Source organism: Vibrio sp. SCSIO 43097, from assembly GCF_023650755.1.
Classification (GTDB): Bacteria; Pseudomonadota; Gammaproteobacteria; order Enterobacterales; family Vibrionaceae; genus Vibrio; species Vibrio alginolyticus.
Window position 1 is genome coordinate 435,311 of record NZ_CP071841.1, and the last position, 23,837, is coordinate 459,147.

Here is a 23,837-nt window from a genome sequence, read left to right on the forward strand (position 1 = left end):
TTTGGATGAACTTATCAAGAACTAACGACAAATAATATAACATATTGATAACTAAAGACTAGGAATGCTCATAGCCTAAGAAGAAGATTCAATACAAATCAATAAATGACAATGGTAATGATAGTAATTACCATTTAGATCCATTAATATCCGCGTGTTGTTACCTATTATGGATCTAAGGTATTGAAGCCAATGTATAAAAAATCAATTTTGTCAGCCTCCATTTTAGTTGCCCTTTCCCATACTGCTTATGCGGAAGAAGCTTCTAAGTTTGAAGAAGTCGTTGTGTCGGCCACCCGTACCAACCAAACCATAAACACTGTTGCTGCTTCTGTTGCTGTTGTATCAGAGAAAGACATCGAAGAAAACATGGTAAAGGACTTGAATGATCTATTCGAGTATACGCCAGGGGTTACTGTTAATGGCACTCAACGCCAAGGCGTCCAAAGTATTAACATTCGCGGGATGGAAGGTAAACGAGTTAAAATCTTAGTAGACGGTGCATCTCAACCAGGTGTATTCAGCGGTGGACCATATTCGTTTATCAATTCTAGTGCCGTTACTGTCGACCCCGATATGCTAAAGAGTGTCGAAATTGTTAAAGGAGCAGCTTCTAGCCTACATGGTAGTGATGCAATTGGCGGTGTTGTCGCATTCGAAACAAAAGATCCGAAGGATTTCCTCAAAGATGGTAAAGACTTTGGTGGTCAAGCTAAACTCTCTTATTCATCGGAAGATAACTCTTTTAGTGAGCATGTAGCTTTAGCAAAGCGTTTCGGTAATACAGAAGCACTTATAGCCTTTACACGCCGTGATGGTGCAGAGCTACAAAATTTCTCTAAGGCGCCTTACGATAACTATTCTGTGGACAACCAAGATTATTACAAAAACGATCTATTGGTAAAACTTCAATCTCAATTGAATGACGCTCATCGCTTGGAGTTCTTGGGAGAAGTTATTTACAACGAGACTGACTCAGAGATCGCACATAAAAGTTACAAAAACTTCAACGCTGAAGACACAACCAAGCAAAATCGCATTGGGCTCAAGCACATTTGGTTTGCAGATGCAGCTATCTCGGATACGATCACGTCCAAGCTTACATGGATTGGTAAAGAAGAAAACGGCGTGTCTAATCGCTTTATCGAAGCCAGCCCAGGTTACCCACCTTACGTACCGCCTAGTGGTGACAACCAACAGAAAAAAGATTACGAATATACTGAAGACAAATTTGAATTCGAAACTCAGTTAGATAAAGAGATTCAAAATCACTATATTGTTTACGGAATATCGTACAAACATAGTGACATCAGTAATACCAATCGCGAGTTTAATTCCGATCCTGGCACGCCAGATACTGTTTACGTTTACACACCGGATGCAAAAGAAGAAAGCTTTGGTTTATTCTTGCAAGATGAAATTTCGCTTCTTAATGACAAGCTAATTCTGACTCCAGGTGTGCGTTACGATTACTTCTCTACTAATCCTTCAAATACTTCTGAAGAGTCATTCGAGAAGTTTAGCGACTCTGCATTAACTGGTCGTTTAGGAGCAACTTACTCTGTATCGCAACCTGGCACGATCTTCGCGCAAGTGAGCCAAGGGTTCCGAGCGCCATCGTTCGACGAGCTTTACTACACCTACGATAATCCGGCTCATGGCTATACCAACCGCCCTAACCCAAATTTGGGATCTGAAAAGAGTTTGTCTTATGAACTTGGTTACCGTCATAACACTGCAGCGTCTGCAACTGAAGTAGCGTTCTACTACAGTGATTACAGTGACTTTATTGAGCAAACGTCATCAAACAATGGTGGTTTAACTGAATTCACAAATATCAATATTAGTGAAGCAAACATTAAAGGGGTTGAGCTCTCTAACCGTCTTGATTGGCATGCCATTGCTGGTCTTCCATCAGGCGTGACAACTCGCTTTGTTGCAGCATACACAGAAGGTGAAGATGGTGATGGTAATCCTTTGAACAGTGTAAACCCATGGAATGCCGTAGCTGCTGTAAATTACGATTCACCAAATGCACTTTGGGGGACAAGCCTAAAAGTAAACTACACGGCTAAGAAATCGAACAGTGATATCAACTCTGATGGTGATAAAGGCGGAATCAAAGACCAAGTTGCTTTGCCGTCTGCGACAGTCGTTGACTTAACGGCGTACTACAAACCAATGAAAGATATAACCATTCGTGCTGGTGTTATGAATCTAACGAATGAAGAATACCATCTTTGGAACGATGTTCGCGGTAAGACTGAGTTAAGTCGAGACAAAACGCAAGCTGAGCGTAATTACAACATTAGTGTTAAATACGAGTTCTAAACCTTAAAAACACAAAAGCCAGCGTAATGCTGGCTTTTTTATGGCTTTCATTTCAAAAATGTAAAGAAAAGTATGAAAAATGAAAGTTTACTGTTTTGCCATCTCTTTTTTCACCATTACTGCTGCTGCAATGATGAAAGTGATGATCAGACCGAGTTCCATGAACTACCCCAATAGCTACGAGAAAATTTATAACCCAAATTAAGAGTCGGGCATAGTTTAACAGCTCTATATATACTTGCTACCTTTTAACCAGTAATTTACGATTTTTTCCGATTTGGATCAAAAAAGACGCAATTATGCGCCTTTTTGTTACTATTATGTAAATTAAAGATTAGGCATCTGGATAACCTTGAGGGTTAGTAGACTGCCAGCGCCATGTATCGCCAGTCATTTCTTCTAGAGTACGAGTTGCTTTCCAACCTAACTCATTCATCGCTTTTGATGGATCCGCCCAACACTCTGCAATATCACCTGGACGACGCTCAACAAGTTGGTATGGGACATCTTTACCACTTGCGGCTTCAAATGCTTTCACCATGTCCAGTACACTGTAGCCGTTACCAGTACCGAGGTTATAGATATGAAGGCCAGCTTTGCTACCTACTTTTTCTAATGCAGCAACGTGACCATCGGATAAGTCCATTACATGAATATAATCACGTACGCCTGTGCCATCTTTGGTCGGATAATCACTACCAAACACAGAAAGGAACTCTCTGCGCCCTACCGCAACTTGAGAAACAAACGGCATTAAGTTGTTGGGAATACCTTGAGGATCTTCACCTAGCTCGCCTGTTGGATGTGAACCTACCGGGTTAAAGTAACGAAGAAGTGTAATGCTCCAGTCAGGGTTCGCATTTTGGAAGTCGGTTAAACACTCTTCTACCATTAATTTGCTGCGCCCATATGGGTTAGTTGCGCTAGTTGGAAAGTCCTCAGTGATGGGTACAGATGCAGGATCACCGTATACAGTCGCTGATGAACTAAATACCAACGATTTAACTCCGGCTTCACGCATTGCATCAACCAATACTAACGTGCCATTAACGTTGTTGTCGTAATACTCTAGAGGTTTTGCTACAGACTCACCGACGGCCTTTAAACCTGCAAAATGGATAACAGCTTCAATATTGTGCGACTTTAGTGCTTCTACCATCGCCAATTTGTCTCTGATATCGGCTTGAATGAAGGTTGGCTTTACACCACATACCTTTTCAATTCGATCTAATACCGTAGATTTACTGTTGTACAGGTTGTCTAGAATCACTGGCGTCATGCCAGCTTCGATCATTTGAATACACGTATGACTACCGATATAGCCCATACCACCCGTAACGAGTACTTTCATTTTATTATTCCTTCTGACGCGAATTGGGTTAGTTTAAAGCTTTGACGTTACGATTTAAACTGTCTCTTGTAATTCGCATCCCATTAATATTGCTTGGCCTTTTCCGGCTTTCTTTGCTTGATACATTGCCGTATCCGCACTTTTTAAAACTCGAGTAGCATCGCGCTCATTTACGCCGACTAATTTTACGCCGATACTAACGCCAACTTTGAGTAAGTGACCTTTGTACTCAATTGGAGCACATATGCTCTCGAGCAACTGTTCTGCTATTCGGGTGACCACTTTTTGATTGGCGGGATTTACCAACATGACAAATTCATCACCAGAAAGTCTTGCGATTAAATCACTATGTCTCGTCGCAGATGTTAGACGCTCGGAAACTTTTTTCAAAACTTCATCACCTGCATCATGACCGTAGGTATCGTTAACTTCTTTAAATCCATCCAGATCGAGGTACAAAACTGCAAATTCGTCACGCAAGTATCCAGAGCGTTGTACTAGTTGTTCCAACTCTAAATGGAACTTAGATCGATTGGCTAACCCCGTTAAAGCATCGTGATGAGCTAAATGCTCCAATCGTTCCATCTCTTTTGCGCCGGAAAGGTCGGTAAGAACAATAACCAGATCATAGAAACCATAGTCTTCACACTTAACGATACGATTGACTCGAGCAAACATCGGTACAAACTGACCAATATGGTTCTTCTCGATAACTTCACCTTGCCAAACGCCATAATTTTCTATCGACTCGATGATACTAGGCATCATTTCCTGTAACTTGCGCCACTTTAGCGTTTGGATGAATGACTTCCCAATAAGCTGATCCACCTCTAAGCCGACTAATTTAGTGACGGCAGGGTTTGCCATCGTAATGACACCGCGATGATTAAGAACAATGAGACCATCTTGGCTGCTTTCAAAAACGCGTCCCGCAACACGTTGCCGGTTTATGGCTTCTTCAATTTCGGTGATATCTTGAATCGAAAACAGTAAGTATTCATGTGTCGAGAGGCGACGACTGGTTAGGCTCAACTGCTGTTCGTTATCTGCATTTTTGAGGTGAATATCATCGCACTCTAGGCCTCGACTCAGGATCTGACTCAGCTCATTCGGTGTTTTGGTTTTAATTAGATCACGAATATTGGCATATTTAAGTTCATCTAATTTTTTTTGAAATATTTGCTGGGTCGCCGTATTACAATGAATAACACGTCCGGAATTGTCGGTAATAACTAATGCATGCTGAACAGATTCGATAACCTCTTCTGAAAATGCGCGCTTTTGTTCTAGTGTGTCTAGCGAATGTTGCCGCTGCTTCTCACGTACTGTTAACCTATTCATCATTTGATTGAAAGAGCGCGCGAGGTCTCCAATTTCATCCTTGGCGTAATAGCGAGCTTGATTTTCCGTGTTTCGTCCGTGTGTCACATTCTCTATTACGCGGTTGAGTTCCATCACGGGCCTGAGAACAAGCCTCTCGATACTTATGTAAAAAACAGTGCCACCAGCGATCAGAAACAGAAGAAGTAAAGCGCCATCTTGAAGTAAAGATTGTATGGCTTCTACAATTGGGCGATGAGAAAGCGTAACTCTAATGCTACCAATGACATAGCCATCATGGATAATCGGCTCTAGAACATAAAGAAATTTGGTTGATAAGGCATAGCCTAGAGCGTGCAACCTACTTCTTTCGGTTTGACTTGGAACGGGTGCCAGTGCCCCACTTATCTCCATAACAGCGAATGGTTGGTCATCTTGGTCATAAAGTTTGACCCGAGTTACATTTGGCTGGTTTAAAAAGTTGGCGAGAATAGTTTGAGCTTTTTGCTTGTCCTTTGTCGTCAGCGCATCTTTAATTGAGAAAGAAACGTTGTTAATCAACTTTCTTGTCTGCTCGACCAGTTCATGCTTAGACGATTGGTATACAGTATACGAGGTGTAACCTTTTGAGATAACAAAGATAGCCGTTAAAAAGACCAGAAGAGGCCAAATAAGCTTCGCTCGTAATGACATATATATTCCTGTCGCAGACAACCACAAAAATGACAGAAGAACCATTATGCAATCTATCACCCATGAAGGGCGACAAGATTAACACGATGCTAATGCAAAATAACCTTAAATTCTCAAAAATTGGATGGAAAAGAAACGAAATACCTTAAAATTCGGATCAACTCAAATAACGGCAACATCTTTATGGACTAACGTGATCTTTTTCGTCAGCTATCTGCTCAAAAAGCTTCGTTTTCATGATAGAAGAATGAAGTGAGTCACTGAACCTAGATGCATTTTCCTGCATCGTAAACCCATTGCTTGTGTAGAAATAAAACGTATGGCATTGAATAAACAGCAACTTACATTGAACTGTGATATGGGCGAGAGCTTTGGCTCTTGGAATATGGGCGCAGATGAAGACGTGATGCCCCATGTTGATATGGCGAACATCGCGTGTGGTTTTCATGCCTCCGACCCTAATGTCATGCACGACACCATCACCCTAGCGAATGACAACGATGTTGATATTGGCGCACACCCAGGTTACGCCGACCTACAAGGCTTTGGCAGACGAAGCATAAGCATGACGGGTGATGAAATTACGAACATGGTTATATATCAGGTTGGTGCTTTACAAGCATTATGCCGGGCGCAATACACAGACATCAGTTACATAAAGCCTCATGGCGCTCTATACAACGACATGATGAAAAGTGATGCGATATTTAGAGCGGTAGTAAAGGCGGCAGCACTGTTCAAAGTACCGTTAATGATCCTAGCTTCACAGGAAAACGAAAAATACTTAGAAATCGCAGACGATTATGATGTTCCCTTGCTATTTGAAGCATTTGCAGATCGTTTGTACCAAGATGACGGCTTACTGACTCCTAGAACACAGCCCAATGCCGTGTTAAAAAGCGAGCACGCGATACTTGAGCAAGTCCGGACCTTAGCTGACTCTGGGCGTGTCAAAACCGCTTCAGGCGGTTACATATTATTGGAAGCCGACACAATTTGTGTTCATGGTGACAATGAAGAGTCGATCGCGCTGATCCAAAAGATCCGCCAAAGCCTATACGCTGGAGGAAATTAATGCATAAAGAGAAATTTAATATCTCTTTGATCTCCGAGTGCAGTATTTTCATTAAGTTTGATGAGAGTATTTCTGAAAATGCAGTCGGAGAGCTTGCTCGCAGCATAAGAGAAACTTTCGCTTCAATTGTTATGAACGTTGTCCCCTCCTATCAAACTATTCTCATTGATTACTTACCTTTTCGAATCAACGAAAAGAACTTAGCCAATGAGCTGCAACAAATCGTGAGCCAGTTTGATACTCAATCACTTAAGCTTTCCCAGCCGAATCACATTACTATCCCTGTATATTACTCTGAAGAAACCGCGTTAGATCTATCTCGTTTTAAAAAGCGAGGTCTGTCATTAGACGATCTTATTACCCTGCATACGAAAACCGAGTACGCGGTTTCTGCAATTGGCTTTGCTCCAGGCTTTGCATTTCTCTCTGACGTTGATACTCAATTGCACATGGCAAGGCTTGCCACACCAAGAACTCAAGTGCCGGCCGGAAGTGTAGGAATCGCAGACTCTAAAACGGCCGTCTATCCATCAGATAGTCCTGGCGGATGGAACATTATTGGTAAAAGCCCGCTTGCGCTCTTCTCCGACTCTCCTCCTTTTATACCGTTTGAAGTGGGTGACAAGGTCACCTTTAATGCTATTTCAAAACAAGAGTTTATCGATTTAGGAGGCGTACTATGAGTTACGGTGGATTACTGGTGGAAAAGCCAGGACCGCTCTCTTTAGTTCAAGACTTTGGTCGTTTTGGCTTAGCGCATGTCGGTGTGACTCAAGGTGGCCCGGTCGACGACTATGCTTACAGTTGGGCCAACCATTTGCTTGGTAACGTAGTCAATTGCGTTGCGATTGAAATTACTCTGGGTAACGCTTGTTTTATTGCATTGCATAACTGCCACCTTGCTATATGTGGCGGTGATTTAAATGCAAAAATAGATGGTGAACCTATTTCAAATTGGTCTGACTTTACGTTGAAAAAAGGACAGAAGCTTCAGTTCGGAGTCGCAAGGAATGGACTTCGCTCCTACCTAGCGGTTAAAGGTGGGTTCAATGTTGCTCAGCACTTAGGAAGCGCATCGACCGTCTTGCGAGAATCTCTAGGTGGTTATGATTCAAATGGTGGCGCTTTGAAAGCTGGCGATATTCTTCCCTTTGTCCCTCATAACTTACCGAAACGTAAACCAAGGCAAATGACGTTTCGCTTTAAGCCAGATTACAACTTACCCATTAAGTTGAGAGTGATTGAAGGCTATCAGAACGAGGACTTTGATGAAGACGCTCGCCAAGCATTTTACAACAAAGCATTCATCATCTCCCCCAATTCGAATCGCATGGGCTACCGTCTTGAGGGCAATAACATTCGTCCACCTTACGAAGGCGTCCTATCAGAGGGAATTGCATTAGGTTCAATTCAAGTACCTAGCGATGGTAACCCTATTGTGCTGCTCAACGATCACCAGACTATTGGCGGGTATCCTAAATTTGGCTGCGTAGCTCGTATTGACTTACCTAGACTGGCACAGGCGAAACCCGGACAAAAAGTCAATTTTGTGAAAGGAGATAGACTAGGCTTGCAAGAAGTATGGTGCCAATGGGCTCAGTTTTTTGGGTATTAATACAACCACTGAGCCCAAACACAGCCGATTATGCAGGCATACCATAACGCACTGCTAAAGCTTGTGGATAGCCTCGCTCTTGAGTGAGTTTAATCGCGTACTGCTCGACCTCTTGTTCAGACCACTTTACAGCGACCGGATGCTGTGTTTCCACATTTTGGTTAGGATCGATGTCAAACCAGAATTGAAGCATTTTTTGCGCTGCGAGTAGTGTCGATGACGCTTTTACCACCTCTATTCTCGCGTAGTGGTTATCTTCAAAAGTCACATCTGCCGCTCTGAGTACTGGATCTGTTCCGGGAATTTGCTGAGCGCCAAATAATGCTTTTCCTCCTTTTACAGCAGAGTGATAGTCGGGAATAAACTGCGCCATGTGTTTGATGGCGTTGTTCGTTCGCTCTTCTAACACTTCTTCTCTCCAGCCGTTACGGATCTTCGAGAGTAAAGGCATAGGCAGTTCAGGTTGAGCAGATGAGTTCGTGCTCTCCACTAAACCATCTTCAAACAGCGTGATTCCTTTTGTCATACCATGAAGTTGAAAGTAACCATCGCCATAAGGCGTCAATTGAGCCATTCCTTTATCGGTTCCACGCGGGCCATGAAAAATAACTTCTGGCCATTGTTGTTGACAGTCTGCCCACCTCGTAACGTAAGCGGCTTTAAACTCCACCAACCTGTCACGCTTGGCACCAACTGTGTTGTCAATTGAACCTGTTTCAAAGCCACACGCGTTAACCAAGTAGTCGCATGTCATAAGGTAATCGATACCTTCACGTTCATAGCCAAGTTGCCAGTGTTCCCCCATCCAATCGGCTTGCTTGAACGTTGCTTGTGTGAAGACTGAAGCATTAGGAAGCGTATCTAGTGTTAAGTTGGCAATTGCGGCGAGGCGAAAAACACTCCAACCATATTCTTGAACTGCGACAACAGGATACTTTAGCGCTTCAAGATCAGCATGTTGAGCAAAAGGAATACACCACTCATCGAAGTTTGTAGGATGACTTGGTTGAGTACGTTGCGCGAGAGCTTCTAGCTCCGCTTTTGAATACAGTTTGTAGTATTCGCTTGGTTCGCCGAGCACTTTATTACTCTCATCTTTATCAACGAGCGTCTGATAAGCACTTTTCACAACCTCTAATCGCGGAATTAGTGTGGATGGGTCTCCACCATCGGAATGAGGAACCGCGATGATTGTCGGACGAATATTCAGTGAAAGCGGATACAGGCGAACAGTATCAATAGATTGTGCTAACAAGTCTAAGCATTGTTGCTCGGAAATCTCTCGATATAAATTACCACCAGCATGCAAATGACAAATGGGTGGACCATTTACTAGTGATACGCCCTTCTCTATTACGGAAACTTTAAAACCCAGCTCCGCAAAATGAATTGCTGCTGTTGCACCTGCTACACCGCCACCAACAACAGCGATATGCTTATCTTTATAACTTGGAAACTCAGACTTCATTGCTTCACTAAAAATTTTATAAGGAAAATTCTTTACTAACGGTGGATTCTACTCGTGTTTGAACTTGATTAAAATCACAAAAAGTTCATGGGTTTGCGAAATATCCAACAGCGCCTGTAAAGTGCATTAAAGTAGAAAAAATTTGCGAAAAAGTACTTGACGACATGGTTAAGAAGACACTTTTTTGTGTCTATGTGAATAAGAATTTCACTGTAAGACCCATGGCGCAAAGCCTGCAGAAACACCCCACTTTTTACCCCATTTAGTTATCCCAAAAGTTATCCACTGTTTTTGTGGATAACTAAAATAAAAGTGTCATGGAGTGTTCCAAACTTGATAACACTCTCTGCGATTAAGTGTTTACTGGCGTTAACAATCTTTTCAACAAACTCATCACTACAAGTGCCAACGTAACAAATGTTACAAGCGGTAAAGCTATCCACAATTCGGGGTGAATTTGTGCATTGAGATCGAATCCATATGTCATGACTGCGGCCACACAAACTTCCGCAGCAAATACCGCAACACCACTAGCAATCAACGCCATAATTCCGTATTCGGCCCACAGGGTTGTGTTGATCCGTTTCTTACTTGAACCTAATGTGCGATACAAACGAATCTCTTGTTGGCGTTGGGACAAGCTTAACCTCAGTAGCGTAAAGATGAGCAGCAGACCAGCAACAACGCCTAAAAGAGCAAGGATGGTGATTGCTGATACGATTTGCTGAATCAAAGCCTGAATTTTCTCGCCCATAGTTCGGATATCTAAAACAGAGACCGTTGGGTGAGCACGTGACATTGACGTCAACAACGCTTCATTTCCTTCTTCAATCCTATAACTGATGAGGTAAGAACCAGGTAAATTAGCCATCACGTCAGATGAGAAAATAAAATAAAAGTTAGGCTTCATGTCACGCCATTCGACATAACGGATGGTATCTACTACTGCATCGTAATTCTGGCTGTTTATTACAAAGCGCAGCGTATCACCGAGTTTTATGCCTAAGTCATTTGCTACATCCGCTTCTACAGATACACTCCCTTTGTTTGTCCATTCACCCGAAAGCACATCATTATATTCTGGTAGGGTATCTCCCCATGTCAGGTTTAGCTCTCGACGTATCGCGTCAGAACCTTCTCCTTCGTAATCAATCTCTTTGACGTTTTGACCGTTAATCTCTGTTAGTCGTCCACGAATTATTGGATAAGCTTGTGACCGCGTAACTCCATTTTTATCTAGGGTTTCTAGGTAGTTATCGAGCTCATAATCACCAATGTTCAAAGCGAACACATTTGGCGCGTCTGCAGGTAAGGTTCTCTCCCAATCCGCGAGAATATCGCTGCGCACAAGCCAAATGATAGACAGCAACATCAAAGATAATGCCAAAGCACCAAACTGTAGGCCGCTGGTTACTGGCGTCCGGTTGATACGACTCAACGCAAGCTTCATTGCAGGATGGGTTGACACACGTGCAAACAGCTTTGTGAGTGTGACGCTAACTGCTGCGAGTACCACAAACTGTACCGCTATACCAGTGAGCACGATCCAAACTAAGGTGTTATCTGCATACAGTAAAAGCAGTGGAACAACGGGAACTAGAACAAGTAACATTCGCTTCCAAGAACGTTGCGCTTTACCCTGCTGTAGCACTTCTAACGCGGGAGTTTTAATCAAGCCTAACAATGGTATACCGAGAGCAGGCACCGTAATCAAGACTGCTGAGATAAATGCCACCAAAAATGGTGTGACGCCGTAACTAGGGAGTGGCTCGGGTAATAAGTCTTTGAGTGGAATGCGTAATAAATATTCTAGCCCGCTCCCTAACAATAGACCGACGACACTGGCACTAATGAGAAGGATTGTGACTTGAATAAATAACCACTTTTCAATCCATCGGCGGCTCGCACCAAGACTTTTCAACATCGCGATAGTTTGTGTCCGGCTGTTCACGTAATTTTGACAAGTAAGAACCAATGTTGTCGCCGCCATAATGATGACAATTGCTACTGTCAACGACAGATACTGCGTCGTGCGTTCAAAAACCTCATTACTACGACTGGCAGTATCTTGCGTGCGCCAGCGATCGCTCGGAGAAAGCTGCGTATCATCTTGTAAGCTCTTTAGTGTTTTATCATCGGCTTGTAAAAATAGACGGTATTGAACTCGACTCCCAACTTGAATTGCTCCTGTTTTATCTACGTCACTTTGATGAATGTATGCAGAAGGCATTTGCTGAAATGGATTAAAGCTCAAGCCTGGTTCCATCAATACTGCGCCTGATACAGTAAACTCGGCATCGCCTATCGTGACACTGTCACCTGGCTTTACGCTTAGTTGAGTCATAATCCGCTCATCAAGCCAGAGTTGGTTCTCTTTAACGCGACCGGCTGGATTATTTTCAAGAACGAGCTCTCCCATTAAAGGGTAATTATCATCCACCGCCCTTACAGAAATAAGCTGCATACCATTATCGCTAAATGCCATAGTGGCAAAGCGTGTCATCGTCGAACGTTCAAGGCTTTCAGTCGAGGCTAACAACGTGTCCGGAATGGGATTAGCAGACACAAACACCGCATCTGCCGTTAATGCGTCCTTCCCCTGCTTGACGATCACCTGCTCCATTCGTTCTGCTAATGCAGAAAGCGCAAAGATACTCGCAATCACGAGAATAAGAGCAACGCTAATAGGCCAAAGATTCCCCTGCCTTATTTCGCCGAAACTCCAGCGTATCAAGCTTTTATTCGACGAGTGCTGTGTTGTACTGTTTTGCTCTGTGGATGTTGCTTCACTTGATGATACTGCAGACATTACATCTCCTCCTTAAGCTCACCCGCCTCCATACGATAAATACGGTCACATCGGCTTGCTAGATGACCATCGTGTGTTACTAAAATCAGAGTTGTCCCGTGCTGTTCATTAAGATCGAATAGCAGCTCAATCACTTTGTCTGCGGTTTGATGGTCAAGATTACCGGTAGGTTCGTCTGCGAACAACAGTTCAGGTTGTGTCATAAATGCGCGCGCTAGTGCAACTCGCTGTTGTTCACCACCAGATAACTGGCTTGGTAGATGGTCGACACGTTTTTCCAATCCAACAGAAGCTAATAATTCCGCTGCTCTTGCTTCATCTTCGGCTTCACCACGTAAAAGACAAGGAAGCGTGACATTACGTAATGCACTCAAACTCGGGATTAACAAGAAACTTTGGAAAACGAAACCTAAAGAGTCAGCCCGAACTTTCGCACGTGCTTCATCATCCAGTTTTGATAATTCATGACCTAATAAAGTAATTTCGCCTGATGTCGGAGTATCAAGACCAGCTAGCAACGTCATCAATGTTGACTTACCTGCACCGGAAGTTCCGACGATGGCGATTTTTTCTCCTTTTCGGATGTCAACATTTACGTCTTTGAGGATTGTTAATTGTTCTTGATTAGTAGAGACTTGTTTAGAAACCAAATTGGCTTGAACAATAGGTGCATTAAGTACAGGTGTTTGCATGATTCGTATACTTTCCTTAGTTCTATTTTTTTGTTTTTCCGCTACTGCACATGCGAGCGAAAAGCTACTTGTCTTGGGTGATAGCTTGAGTGCAGGCTATCAGATGCCGATCGAAGAGAGTTGGCCTAGCTTACTCCCTGATGCGTTGTCAGAACATGGTCAAGATGTAACAGTTATTAATGCCAGTATTTCTGGCGATACCACTGGCAATGGCTTAGCACGGTTACCTCAGTTGCTAACTCAGCATAGCCCTGACATGGTACTTATTGAGTTAGGTGCCAACGATGGCCTAAGAGGTTTCCCTCCTAAACTTATTATGTCGAATCTTTCAAAAATGATTACCATGATAAAAGATTCTGGTGCGGACGTTGTCATGATGCAAATTCGGGTTCCACCTAATTATGGTAAGCGCTATAGCGATATGTTTTACGATATCTACCCTAAGCTTGCACAGCATCAACAAGTTGCCTTGATGCCATTCTTCTTAGAGCATGTTGTCACCAAACCAGAATGGATGATGGATGATGGCCTTCACCCAAAACCAGATGCACAACCTTGGATCGCAGGTTTCGTTGCTCAAGAATTAATTAAACATCTCTAATTTTAATGGTCTAGCTCAATAAGTTTTACGTAACTTTACGTTAATCTATTTTCAATTCCACTCATCGAGGATAGATAACAACATGCGAATAGAACCGTTAATTCAAGGTGTTGTTGCTCGCTCTGCGCACCCCAAAGGGTGTCATGCATCTATTAAAGAGCAAATTGAATACGTAAAACGCGCCCCACAGATCAAAAAAGGCCCAAAACGGGTTTTGATTATTGGTGCCTCCTCTGGTTTCGGCCTAGCGGCCCGAATCGCCCTAACGTTCGGTGGCGCTAACGCCGATACCATTGGCGTCTCATTTGAGCGTGGCCCTTCAGAGAAAGGGGTTGGGAGTGCGGGTTGGTATAACAACGTCTTTTTTAAGCAAGAAGCAAATCAAGCCAGGCATACCGCAATAAATATTGTTGGTGATGCATTCTCTGGTTCGGTGCGCAATCAAGTGATTGAAGCCATTGAAACGTACTTTGAGGGTGAAGTTGACTTAGTCATCTATAGCTTGGCAACCGGTGTTCGACCTAAACCTAAATCTGATGAGTTTTGGCGCAGTGTCATTAAACCGATTGGTGAGCCTGTCACTGGCGCTTCTATCATGCTGGAGAACGATAAGTGGATAGAAACCACCTTAACGCCAGCAACAGAAGAAGAAGCCAACGCCACCATTAAAGTAATGGGCGGCGAAGACTGGGAAAGCTGGATTGACACACTCATCAATAACGACTCTATTGCAAACGGCTGCAAAACCATCGCCTTTTCTTACATGGGCCCTGACATTACGCACCCAATTTATCTCGATGGTACGTTAGGTCGAGCGAAAATCGATTTACACCAAACCAGTCATTCATTAAACCTCAAACTCGCCAACTTTGACGGCGGTGCTTACGCAACCGTGTGTAAGGCGTTGGTGACGAAAGCCAGTGTATTCATCCCTGCGCTAAGTCCCTACCTGTTAGCGCTTTATCGAGTGATGAAGGAAAAAGGTACTCACGAACGCTGTATTGAACAAATGCAGCGGCTGTTTACTACGAAGTTATACGATCAAGAGAAAGTGCCAGTTGACGGTGAACGCTTGATTCGAATAGATGACTTGGAACTTGAACCGCAAGTTCAACAAGAAGTCCACGCTCTTTTAGAACAAATGAATGCTGATAACTTTAAAGAGATTGGTGATTACCAAGGTTTTAAAGATGAGTTTATGAAGCTCAATGGCTTTAACTTTGAGGATGTCGACTATTCGCAAGACATTTCTATTGAATCGTTAATGTCGCTTAAGCCTTGATGCTTGTTATCTGTTTCAAGGATGAGATATGTGACAACTATTCCTAGTCCTGAACACTTTTCAGGACTTTTTTTTGTTTCGAGCCCTAGCCACCCTATACTTAATTAAAAAGCGAGAACAAAATAGAGCAGTCTGCATTTTTAATTCACAGGAAGTGAAACCACGTAAAGGATGACCTATATGGGGAGATTGCAAACATTAGACTACGAAATCCCTGAGTCTATGCGAAGAAGTTGGCAAGAAATCGTCAACTTACTGGCTCAAATAACACACGTACCCACCACATTAATTATGCGTATCCATCCGGATCGCATAGAAGTAAATACATCTAGCGAAACTCTAGGTAATCCTTATCGTACTGGCGATGCAGAGCAGCTTGGTAACGGTTTGTATTGCGAGCAAGTTATAGAACAGAAAGGCGAGCTTGTAATCCCCAATGCGCTTGAAGATGAAGAATGGCAAAATAACCCAGACATCAAACTAGGCATGATTTCTTATTGCGGCTTACCGCTATTCTGGCCAAATGGGGAGACATTTGGAACAATCTGTATGCTTGACTCTGAGAGAAACGAGTACAACGATAGTTACCGTCAGTTGCTTGAAACTTTCAAAGATTCAATCGAAGCACAGCTTTCAGTTGTGTACCAACAACATAAACTTCAGCGACTTAACACCGAGCTAAAGAGTCGAATTGAAAATCGTACCACGGATTTAGCCCAGTTAAGTTACTCCTTAACACAAGAGATTGATCGCCGTAAAGCCGCGGAAAAACAAGTGAGCTACCAAAAAACACATGATCAGGGAACTGGATTTCTAAATCGTTCTGCACTTGAGAACATTGTCCAATACACCTTACAGTCCCTTGATAGTGATCAGCAATCGCTTGTGGTCATCAACATTGGTTTTAGTAACGCTCGCAGTATTCAGACCAGGCACGGGTTCGAGGTCTTTGACAACATTTTAAAAGAATTTCACTCCAGATTAACCAGACACGGTGCTAGCGGATTTATCACTGGTAGACCAAGTTCGAATGACATGGTTTTATTGATTTGGGGAGAGGATATTGAAGCTCGGTTAAATCAACTATTAGATGATATCACTAAAATTAGCGTAGATGGATTTGTCTTCAACAAAACAGAAATACATTTGCACACGTATATCGGTATAGTTCAAGCTTACAAAGATTGCAGCAATGCTAAGCGTATCCTTCAACATGCATGTTACGCGATGCTTCTATGTAAAGAATCCGGCGAACCTTTTAGTTATTTTAGAGAAAATCATTCGGCGGATCTCAATAGTCACAATGAACTGGAAAGTTACCTTTTACAAGCGGTGCGTAACGACGATTTAGTGTTGTACTTTCAACCTCAAGTAGACTCCAAAACACGTAAATGGATTGGCGCAGAAGCCTTGCTTCGCTGGAGACATCCAATACTTGGCGACGTTTCCAACGAAGCATTGATACATATGGCCGAACAAAACGGGCTTATCTTTGAAGTTGGCTCTTTTGTTCTGCGTACCGCGATAGACAAAGCGAAACAATGGTCTGAGTTAATCGATAACTTCAAAATTGCCGTCAACGTTTCTCCCATTCAATTACAAAACGTAAATTTTGCAGAACAAGTGCAACACCTACTCGACACTTTCCATTTGCCAGCACACTTTCTCGAACTCGAAGTAACCGAGAGCGCTCTAATTGCTGATGAAATAGTAGCACGCACAACGTTAAATAAGTTGCACAAACTAGGTGTGACATTGTCACTTGATGATTTTGGTACAGGATATGCCTCATTCAGCTATTTAAAGAAATATCCGTTTGATGCCATCAAAATTGATAAAAGCTTCGTCCAGCAAATGGAAAAGTCAGATGATGATCGCGAGATCATTTGTTCAATCATACACATTGCAAAAAAACTGGAACTCCAAGTAGTGATCGAGGGCATTGAATCCCACCAACAAGAGCAGTTTCTTATTGGTGAGGGTTGTGATATCGGACAAGGTTTTCTTTATGGTAAACCTATGCCTTGTAATGAATTTGAGCAAAGTTTGTTTAATCAGCGCCTTTCTGGCGGGCAATACGCCTACTCTTCCTAAGCATTCTCTTTACTATGAGGGCGGTGGTTTCTATAATCGCCGCCCGCTTCTATTAAAAGGCCAATATCTTCATGGATCAGTTGACTGCCACGCTTAAGAAAATTGAAAAGCAGAACTACCGAGCTTATCAGCAAATCAAAGGTCAATACGACTTCACTGATTTCACTTTGTTTATCGATCATGTACAGGGTGACCCTTATGCATCGGCGTCACGTTTTCGTGCGACTCGCGCATGGTCTTTGACTGGTCTTGAGTGGCTAAGAGACGAGTCTCCTGCATTTCAAAGAGCTGCACGTGATTTTATTGCGCGTAGTTTTGAACAGTTTGCTAAACAAGAAAACTCAGTATCAATTTCACTGACAGGCCAAACTGTACTGGATAGCACCGCGGTGTTGTTTACTGAAGAAGGTATTGAACTGCGTTTTCGAGTTAACTTACCAGCCGAAGGTCGTTCAGTATTGGGGAAAAAAGCCAACAATATACTGACTTTCCACCTGCCTAAGTTTATCCGTCGAGCAACTTTAGAGCGTGAACTCGACAAAGCCGCTTTAATTAAGCACTGCCAAGTTGTTGAAGACCAAGATGCCCTACGAGAACAGTTAGAGGCCAATAACTTAGTCGCGTTTGTCGCAAACGGCAGTATTCTTCCTCGAATTGCAGGTAATTGCGACCTTCCAATGAAAGAAGCCGTTGAGTTTAAAGCCCCTGAATCTCTACAAGTCACTTTACATGCGCCAAACAAGGGCCATGTCACAGGATTAGGAATTCCAAAAGGTATCACACTGATTGTAGGTGGTGGCTTCCACGGTAAATCTACCTTATTAAATGCAATAGAGCGTTCAATTTACGATCATATTCCAGGAGATGGTCGCGAATACATTGTTGCCGATAACAAGGCTATGAAGATTCGTGCCGAAGATGGCCGATGCGTACACCACTTGAACCTGTCAAACTACATCAACCATTTACCGATGGGTAAAGATACGGCGGACTTTTCTACTCAAGACGCATCAGGCTCAACGTCGCAAGCCGCTTGGCTTCAAGAGTCTATTGAAGCGGGTGCAAGCACATTATTGATTGATGAAGATACTTCTGCTACCAACTTCATGATTAGAGATGAGCGTATGCAGGCATTGGTGGCAAAAGGTGATGAGCCAATTACTCCTCTCGTCGACCGCATTGGTCAATTACGAGATGATCTTGATATCTCTACCATTATCGTTATGGGTGGGTCGGGCGACTACTTAGACGTTGCCGATACCGTCATTCAAATGCACGACTACCAAGCCGTTGATGTGACTGAAAAAGCGAAAGAAGTTATCGCTCAGCACCCTACTCAACGCCATAACGAGTCAGAAGAACGTTTACAGACCTTCCCACCTCGAGCACTGAACCGCGTTGCGTTGATGAATATTCTGACTGACGGCAAGTTCCGTGTGAATGCGAAAGGCAAAGAGTCACTTCGATTTGGTAAAGAGTTTACTGATCTTAGCGCTTTGGAACAGATAGAGTCAGCCGATGAAGTCAACACAATTGGCTGGTTATGGTTCCAAATTGCTCAACTTCCAGGTTGGTGTAATCATCCGGCGAAGGAGATTGAAGAAATGCTGTCTGGTGAGTGGCATGCCGCTCTTCCTAAACAAGGCGACTTAGCCAAACCACGCACACTAGACGTTATGGCTGCCCTCAACCGCATGCGAAAATCTCAGTTTAAGTCATCATGCTAGTTTTGATACGCTGACAGAGACAGTTCAATCAAAAGGCAGCTATAGTTAGCTGCCTTCCTTTATCTTTATTCTTAGCGAATCATTCGTTTCTCAGTACATTCCACGCTTCACAAAGAACTCTAAATCTTTCTGCATCGCCATTTTCTCGATCAGGATGCCAACGAAGCGCGAGTTTTCGCCATTGTTTTCTAATTTCCGCAGGCGTAGCGTCAGTGTTAAGTTCAAATAGTGACAGTGCCTTTGTCTTATCTACGCTGGCTACTGACGAACCACCGATGAACTTTTGATAAGTTGTCCAAAATTCATTCAACAGTCGACGCACTTCATCTTCGTCCGCTTCGTAATTGCGCCAATCTAAGTAATACTCACGCAAAGGATCATGAATATCGATCTTATGCCTCAAAGCTTCCATCGAAGACATGAGCTGAATATCCATGGCTTCGACTTGAAGCCAGCTATCCGGATACAGAGTGTCTTGCAGTTGATATAATGCATTCATGATCAGGAAGTTTCTTTTGAATAAATCCTTATCGGGAGAGTCGTCCAGCTTTGAAATATAACCTTGTTCACCCAACGAGCTTGCCAAGGTGTGCACTTTCCAATTAGAGGGCTGTTTTCTCAGAATTTCTAACATTGGCCAAAGCAGCGGATTTTCTATTGCATGAGGCTCAATACTATTGACAGTACGTTGTCCTTCCATTCATCCTCTCTGACACGAGTTTAGGGCCCCATTCACGGCACAAAAAACATAGTTTCCACTTTGTAGCATAAATGCAAAAAGGCCGATAGTCATTCACCATCGGCCTTTGTAAGGAGATCACGTAAAGGTTAAATAACCCCTAGCTCACGTAAACGTTCCATAAGGTAGCTATGTGCAGTGTAGCGCTCAGATAACACCACTTCCGGCTTTGGATGCAGGAACAACGGTAATGAGATACGTGACTTTTCTTGACGGCCACCCGTAGGGTTGATTACACGGTGAGTCGTTGAAGGGAAATAACCACCTGACGCTTCTTGAAGCATATCACCAATGTTGATGATTAAGTTCCCGAAGTCACATGGTACATCGATCCAATCACCCTCTTTACTCTTTACTTGCAGTCCAGGTTCATTAGCAGCAGGCAAAACCGTTAACAGGTTAATGTCTTCATGCGCAGCAGCACGAATAGCGCCTGGCTCTTCTTCGCCTGTCATCGGTGGGTAGTGAAGCACGCGTAGTAATGTTTTGTCACTGTTATTGATCATTTCTGACAACGCGATAGAGAACTTCTCTTGAACGTCCTTAGGTGCGTACGCTTCAACCCAGCCTAATAGCTCTTGAGCAAACGCATTGGCACGCTCGTAGTACTCTAAGATTTCAGCTTTAAGCTGCTCTGGGATCTGACCCCAAGGGTAAACATGAAAGTACTCTTTGATGTCTTTCACTTTGTGCCCTTTCGCCACTTCAGACACAGAAGGTGGGAAGTAGCCATCTTGGGTGTCTACGTTAAAGTGAAAATCATTCTTTTGTTCTGAACAGAAAAACTCATGCCAGTTTTTGTAAATTGACTCTACAAGCTCTTGTGGAATCGGGTGGTTTTTCAACACACCGAACCCCGTTTCGCGTAGAGAGGTAACGAACTGTTGAGCAGCATCGTCAGCAAGATAATCGACAGTTTCCAGTTTCATGGCTTTACTTCTTTTTTATTAGACTGAATCATGGATTCTATGGATGGGCATGTTGTAAATCAAACTTTAATGAAAAGTGCACGCGCAAACGTTTTAATGTTGAGCAGTTTGCCAATAAATCAACATTTTCAGTGATCAAAAAACCCATTAAAATATCAATTGCACACCGTTCAATTAAGTGCAATCATTAACACAATCTATGGAGTCCCACTGTAAGATAAATTGAAGGATCAAATAACTCTATGAAAAGCACCTCGACACTCTTAGGATTAACGATTTTTTATGCCATCGTGTTTTTATTTTCTGCGTTGGAACCTAACTCACGCGCAGTTTGGTTTGCGGAGATTATCCCGGCGATTGGTATTCTTGTTGCTATTTGGGCGATTTCGATTCGCTATCAGTTCAGTAATACGGCTTACTTTTTAATGTTCATCTGGCTCTGTTTGCACACTATCGGTGCGAAATATACGTTCTCCGAAGTGCCGTTTGACTGGTTTAACGACATGATTGGTTCAGAGCGAAATAATTTTGATCGCGTTGCGCACTTTTCAATTGGCCTTTACGCATATCCGATCGCTGAATACTTGATAAACAAAAAACGGTTCAACAAAGCGTTCTCTTGCTGGTTTGCTTTGTTTGCTATCATGTCACTTGCTGCTGGCTATGAGATTATCGAATGGTGGTATGCGGAGTTGGCTGGTGGCGATGAGGGAATTGCCTTTCTGGGCTCGCAAGGTGACATATGGGACGCCCAGAAAGATATGTTGTGCGATACCGTTGGTGCAGTGTTGTCGTTATTCTTAATGTCGGCTCAACGTCGATTCTCTCAACCATTCTAAATAAGGGTTAAACCCATCAACAATTGGAACCTGTACGATTTGAGCGACCTCGTATTCGTGCAGGTTTTCTATTTTCTCTTCCACCAATTCATAAAGTTCTCGACGAGTTTTGATCACCAGCAACCATTCGTTGTCAGTACAAATCTCCCCTTTCCACACATAGTGACTTTCAATAGGCATCGTTTGAATACACGCGGCTAATTGAGCATCTAGCAAACCTTTAATGATCTGATCTCGATTTTTTTCATTACTGGTTGTACTTAAAACCATGCAATAGTCATGTTTCATACTCATTTTCTAGCCCTTTATTATTTCATCGTCACTTTGCCGCCAATCATTTTGTAAGCGGGGGTTCCTCTTACTAAAGTATCTCTTGCAAACTCTTGTCCGCAAGCGGGGCAAATACATGGGGTTTGTGTGAAATCGTCAACAATGCGCTCTTTGAAGCATTTAACCAGTGCGCCTTTCCCGCCTTTACGGTACTTAAATAGTTGAGTTTTACATTTAGAGCAAAAGATATCGACGGTTTTCGTCGGTTGTTTTTTATTCGGTTTCGCCATGGTTACTTTCTATATCCGGTTTGACCCATACATTATTAAAATCAAACCAACCTAAGGCATTACACTTTGCATTTTGTAACGCACCGCTGTGGTCTTTATTCACGCCTAGCCAGCAGTGAAACATAGGAATCACCTGACAGCTTTTTACTAACTGTCGTCCTAGCTCACGCGCAGGAAAGTCTGTGTGCATGCCGGCACGCCATTGATCGACAAGTTTAGCCCATTCACTAAAATCGTAACCTGAACTGAACTTCTCAATATCACTGTAATCCAGGAGCCAGCCCGCCAACGCGTCATTTCGGTTCGTTGCAATGCCCATAGCTTTCACCCAGATATCCACTTCCCCAGGCGCGGGCGGTTGAGAATCATAACGAATAAACTCAACCTCTATACCGTGCGGTTTTAAGAGTGTCTTGATGGCCTTGGCAACTACTGGAAACATCGGATGCTTTTTCTGATACGCTACGGAAATTACCTTATTAGCCTGTGGTACGCTGCCCGCTTCCGCTGGCCTGAGATCAATCCAACCGGGCTTAAGGCCAAAGGCTTGCAATACTCCCAGTTCCATCACTTTATCTTGTGGAACATGCGCGTAAATCTGGTGACTGTTGAGGGTTTGCGAGAGGAACTCTGCCCAACGTGGATCTTTTGCAATTCCGGTGTTTTTGTTTAGTAATAGGAATGTACAGCCAGGGTCCAGCTCGACTTCATCGGATGAACCTTGTTTATCCATCTTCGGCTTTGACAGGCTTGGATAAACCATTGAAGAATAGGCTTCATCGATTACCCACACCTCCACTTGGTCAAGTAAAGGGCGAAAACCAAAGTAGCCATCAAAAGCAGTCAAAATAAGACGCTTATCATCATTCATTTTAACTTGGAACGGCCCTGTCCCTATCGGTTGTCTATCGAAGCTTTCAGAACGCAAAGCACTCGGTAGCAAAATTTTTGCTTGCGACTCACTCAGAGCCAGAGGAAGGTAGCGATCAGGACGGACGAGCTCAATATCAACGGTCCACTCTTGTGGTGAAGACACCCGCTTTATGTGAGAAAACAAGTTCAAGCTATTTAACGCAAGCACACTTTCAAGAACACAACTAGTTGTTAACGGTTCACCGTTATGAAAGCGTACTCCACGACGAAGATAAAAACGCCAATGTGTATCAGAAATTGCTTCCCACGTGTGGGCTAAATCTGGTTGAAGTTGTTCATTTTCATCAAGGCGAGTGAGTCCGCTAAAAATTTGTCTGGCGATGTGCTGTTCAGAACGCCGCATCGGTTTCTGCGGGTTTAACATCGACAATGGTCGATAATAAGGCAAACGCACGACCTGCTCGCCCTGTCGATGTTGAAGCCCTAGATAACCTTGGATAACCTGCGTCAATCGTGCCGCATCGTTATCAAGCGCATCTAGAGCCTGACCGATTTTCCCTTCATCGAGATAACGCCTGGCGAGGTTTTCGCTGACGTCGCTTCGATTACGTTTAAAAACGAGTTTCGAAAGCTTTCCTCGACCCGCTGCCGGATGCCACTCAATCCAGCCCTCTTCTTCAAGTTTATTTAGAACAATACGAGCATTACGACGTGTACAAAACAACGCTTCGGTGATGTCTTCGAGCTGAACGTCCGTATCGTGACCGGAAAATTTTTCAAACAGTGTTTCGAACTGAACACGTAAACGAGGGCTACTCATAAAGAGGAAATTCTTATCT

At 43.3% G+C, this 23,837-nt stretch carries 19 protein-coding genes; 9 read left to right on the forward strand and 10 right to left on the reverse strand.

All coding sequences use genetic code 11. From position 1 onward, the window contains the following. Positions 1 to 192 precede the first annotated feature (192 nt). Complete coding sequence (locus J4N40_RS18420; protein ID WP_053303617.1) at positions 193 to 2,331, forward strand: TonB-dependent hemoglobin/transferrin/lactoferrin family receptor; 2,139 nt, start codon at positions 193 to 195, stop codon at positions 2,329 to 2,331. 334 nt (positions 2,332 to 2,665) lie between these two features. Here J4N40_RS18420 and galE read toward each other — a convergent pair whose 3' ends face one another. Then, complete coding sequence (galE, locus tag J4N40_RS18425) at positions 2,666 to 3,682, reverse strand: UDP-glucose 4-epimerase GalE (protein WP_005386320.1); 1,017 nt, start codon at positions 3,680 to 3,682, stop codon at positions 2,666 to 2,668. A 54-nt stretch (positions 3,683 to 3,736) separates the two neighbouring features. Then, positions 3,737 to 5,695 carry a diguanylate cyclase domain-containing protein gene (locus J4N40_RS18430; protein ID WP_005376310.1) on the reverse strand — a complete coding sequence of 653 codons (1,959 nt, stop codon included), beginning with the start codon at positions 5,693 to 5,695 and terminating at the stop codon, positions 3,737 to 3,739. A gap of 319 nt (positions 5,696 to 6,014) precedes the next feature. On the opposite strand from J4N40_RS18430, the gene J4N40_RS18435 reads away from it, so the two are divergent. The 3 genes from J4N40_RS18435 to J4N40_RS18445 are packed head-to-tail and all read left to right on the forward strand — an operon-like array spanning position 6,015 to position 8,385. Beyond that, positions 6,015 to 6,770, forward strand: coding sequence for a 5-oxoprolinase subunit PxpA (locus J4N40_RS18435; RefSeq protein ID WP_005376312.1), 756 nt, complete (start codon positions 6,015 to 6,017; stop codon positions 6,768 to 6,770). Then, positions 6,770 to 7,453, forward strand: a complete 684-nt coding sequence (locus J4N40_RS18440; protein WP_005376314.1) for a 5-oxoprolinase subunit B family protein — start codon at positions 6,770 to 6,772, stop codon at positions 7,451 to 7,453. Before J4N40_RS18435 ends, J4N40_RS18440 begins: the two co-directional genes overlap by 1 nt. Next, positions 7,450 to 8,385: a 5-oxoprolinase subunit C family protein gene (locus tag J4N40_RS18445; protein WP_005376316.1), complete on the forward strand. Its 936-nt coding sequence runs from the start codon at positions 7,450 to 7,452 to the stop codon at positions 8,383 to 8,385. Before J4N40_RS18440 ends, J4N40_RS18445 begins: the two co-directional genes overlap by 4 nt. Positions 8,386 to 8,413: 28 nt before the next feature. Here J4N40_RS18445 and J4N40_RS18450 read toward each other — a convergent pair whose 3' ends face one another. The 3 genes from J4N40_RS18450 to J4N40_RS18460 all read right to left on the reverse strand — a co-directional run bounded on the left by J4N40_RS18450 (position 8,414) and on the right by J4N40_RS18460 (position 13,354). Beyond that, the gene (locus J4N40_RS18450) at positions 8,414 to 9,853 is read right to left on the reverse strand and encodes an FAD-dependent oxidoreductase (RefSeq protein WP_005376318.1); all 1,440 of its coding nucleotides are present in this window, start codon (positions 9,851 to 9,853) and stop codon (positions 8,414 to 8,416) included. Between the two features lie 352 nt (positions 9,854 to 10,205). Next, positions 10,206 to 12,662: an ABC transporter permease gene (locus J4N40_RS18455; RefSeq protein ID WP_213987619.1), complete on the reverse strand. Its 2,457-nt coding sequence runs from the start codon at positions 12,660 to 12,662 to the stop codon at positions 10,206 to 10,208. Further along, a complete protein-coding gene (locus J4N40_RS18460; RefSeq protein ID WP_033907076.1) occupies positions 12,662 to 13,354 on the reverse strand; it encodes an ABC transporter ATP-binding protein in 693 nt (230 codons plus the stop codon). The genes J4N40_RS18455 and J4N40_RS18460 overlap by 1 nt, the downstream gene beginning before the upstream one ends. On the opposite strand from J4N40_RS18460, the gene J4N40_RS18465 reads away from it, so the two are divergent. From J4N40_RS18465 to J4N40_RS18480, 4 genes are all read left to right on the forward strand, one after another. Continuing rightward, positions 13,353 to 13,955 carry an arylesterase gene (locus J4N40_RS18465; RefSeq protein WP_250654642.1) on the forward strand — a complete coding sequence of 201 codons (603 nt, stop codon included), beginning with the start codon at positions 13,353 to 13,355 and terminating at the stop codon, positions 13,953 to 13,955. The two genes, J4N40_RS18460 and J4N40_RS18465, sit on opposite strands and share 2 nt — an antisense overlap. 82 nt (positions 13,956 to 14,037) lie before the next feature. After that, positions 14,038 to 15,237, forward strand: coding sequence for an enoyl-ACP reductase FabV (fabV, locus tag J4N40_RS18470; RefSeq protein ID WP_250654643.1), 1,200 nt, complete (start codon positions 14,038 to 14,040; stop codon positions 15,235 to 15,237). Between the two features lie 180 nt (positions 15,238 to 15,417). After that, positions 15,418 to 17,331, forward strand: coding sequence for a bifunctional diguanylate cyclase/phosphodiesterase (locus J4N40_RS18475; protein ID WP_047101140.1), 1,914 nt, complete (start codon positions 15,418 to 15,420; stop codon positions 17,329 to 17,331). Between the two features lie 71 nt (positions 17,332 to 17,402). Further along, positions 17,403 to 19,058, forward strand: a complete 1,656-nt coding sequence (locus tag J4N40_RS18480; RefSeq protein ID WP_017821933.1) for an ABC-ATPase domain-containing protein — start codon at positions 17,403 to 17,405, stop codon at positions 19,056 to 19,058. A 79-nt stretch (positions 19,059 to 19,137) separates the two neighbouring features. Here the strand turns inward: J4N40_RS18480 and J4N40_RS18485 are convergent, their stop codons facing one another. Beyond that, positions 19,138 to 19,758, reverse strand: a complete 621-nt coding sequence (locus tag J4N40_RS18485; protein ID WP_005376328.1) for a DNA-J related domain-containing protein — start codon at positions 19,756 to 19,758, stop codon at positions 19,138 to 19,140. 128 nt (positions 19,759 to 19,886) lie between these two features. Continuing rightward, positions 19,887 to 20,726: an isopenicillin N synthase family dioxygenase gene (locus J4N40_RS18490; protein WP_005386285.1), complete on the reverse strand. Its 840-nt coding sequence runs from the start codon at positions 20,724 to 20,726 to the stop codon at positions 19,887 to 19,889. Between the two features lie 242 nt (positions 20,727 to 20,968). On the opposite strand from J4N40_RS18490, the gene J4N40_RS18495 reads away from it, so the two are divergent. Further along, a complete protein-coding gene (locus tag J4N40_RS18495; RefSeq protein WP_005376330.1) occupies positions 20,969 to 21,565 on the forward strand; it encodes a DUF2238 domain-containing protein in 597 nt (198 codons plus the stop codon). Here the strand turns inward: J4N40_RS18495 and cutA are convergent. Genes cutA through J4N40_RS18510 form a run of 3 tightly spaced genes read right to left on the reverse strand, consistent with a single transcriptional unit; the run spans position 21,527 to position 23,818 of the window. Next, positions 21,527 to 21,859, reverse strand: coding sequence for a divalent-cation tolerance protein CutA (cutA, locus tag J4N40_RS18500; RefSeq protein ID WP_005376332.1), 333 nt, complete (start codon positions 21,857 to 21,859; stop codon positions 21,527 to 21,529). The two genes, J4N40_RS18495 and cutA, sit on opposite strands and share 39 nt — an antisense overlap. Positions 21,860 to 21,873: 14 nt before the next feature. After that, entirely contained in the window at positions 21,874 to 22,125 is a 252-nt protein-coding gene (locus J4N40_RS18505) for a hypothetical protein (RefSeq protein ID WP_005376334.1), read from the reverse strand. Continuing rightward, on the reverse strand, positions 22,109 to 23,818 hold the full coding sequence (locus J4N40_RS18510; RefSeq protein WP_005376336.1) for an SgrR family transcriptional regulator: 1,710 nt from the start codon (positions 23,816 to 23,818) through the stop codon (positions 22,109 to 22,111). The genes J4N40_RS18505 and J4N40_RS18510 overlap by 17 nt, the downstream gene beginning before the upstream one ends. Positions 23,819 to 23,837 lie beyond the last annotated feature (19 nt).

Bases quoted from the DNA above. Each gene is read 5' to 3' on its own strand.
- J4N40_RS18420 (WP_053303617.1), top strand. From the start codon at position 193: ATGTATAAAAAATCAATTTTGTCAGCCTCCATTTTAGTTGCCCTTTCC.
- galE (WP_005386320.1), bottom strand. From the start codon at position 3,682: ATGAAAGTACTCGTTACGGGTGGTATGGGCTATATCGGTAGTCATACG.
- J4N40_RS18430 (WP_005376310.1), bottom strand. From the start codon at position 5,695: ATGTCATTACGAGCGAAGCTTATTTGGCCTCTTCTGGTCTTTTTAACG.
- J4N40_RS18435 (WP_005376312.1), top strand. From the start codon at position 6,015: ATGGCATTGAATAAACAGCAACTTACATTGAACTGTGATATGGGCGAG.
- J4N40_RS18440 (WP_005376314.1), top strand. From the start codon at position 6,770: ATGCATAAAGAGAAATTTAATATCTCTTTGATCTCCGAGTGCAGTATT.
- J4N40_RS18445 (WP_005376316.1), top strand. From the start codon at position 7,450: ATGAGTTACGGTGGATTACTGGTGGAAAAGCCAGGACCGCTCTCTTTA.
- J4N40_RS18450 (WP_005376318.1), bottom strand. From the start codon at position 9,853: ATGAAGTCTGAGTTTCCAAGTTATAAAGATAAGCATATCGCTGTTGTT.
- J4N40_RS18455 (WP_213987619.1), bottom strand. From the start codon at position 12,662: ATGTCTGCAGTATCATCAAGTGAAGCAACATCCACAGAGCAAAACAGT.
- J4N40_RS18465 (WP_250654642.1), top strand. From the start codon at position 13,353: ATGATTCGTATACTTTCCTTAGTTCTATTTTTTTGTTTTTCCGCTACT.
- J4N40_RS18460 (WP_033907076.1), bottom strand. From the start codon at position 13,354: ATGCAAACACCTGTACTTAATGCACCTATTGTTCAAGCCAATTTGGTT.
- fabV (WP_250654643.1), top strand. From the start codon at position 14,038: ATGCGAATAGAACCGTTAATTCAAGGTGTTGTTGCTCGCTCTGCGCAC.
- J4N40_RS18475 (WP_047101140.1), top strand. From the start codon at position 15,418: ATGGGGAGATTGCAAACATTAGACTACGAAATCCCTGAGTCTATGCGA.
- J4N40_RS18480 (WP_017821933.1), top strand. From the start codon at position 17,403: ATGGATCAGTTGACTGCCACGCTTAAGAAAATTGAAAAGCAGAACTAC.
- J4N40_RS18485 (WP_005376328.1), bottom strand. From the start codon at position 19,758: ATGGAAGGACAACGTACTGTCAATAGTATTGAGCCTCATGCAATAGAA.
- J4N40_RS18490 (WP_005386285.1), bottom strand. From the start codon at position 20,726: ATGAAACTGGAAACTGTCGATTATCTTGCTGACGATGCTGCTCAACAG.
- J4N40_RS18495 (WP_005376330.1), top strand. From the start codon at position 20,969: ATGAAAAGCACCTCGACACTCTTAGGATTAACGATTTTTTATGCCATC.
- cutA (WP_005376332.1), bottom strand. From the start codon at position 21,859: ATGAGTATGAAACATGACTATTGCATGGTTTTAAGTACAACCAGTAAT.
- J4N40_RS18505 (WP_005376334.1), bottom strand. From the start codon at position 22,125: ATGGCGAAACCGAATAAAAAACAACCGACGAAAACCGTCGATATCTTT.
- J4N40_RS18510 (WP_005376336.1), bottom strand. From the start codon at position 23,818: ATGAGTAGCCCTCGTTTACGTGTTCAGTTCGAAACACTGTTTGAAAAA.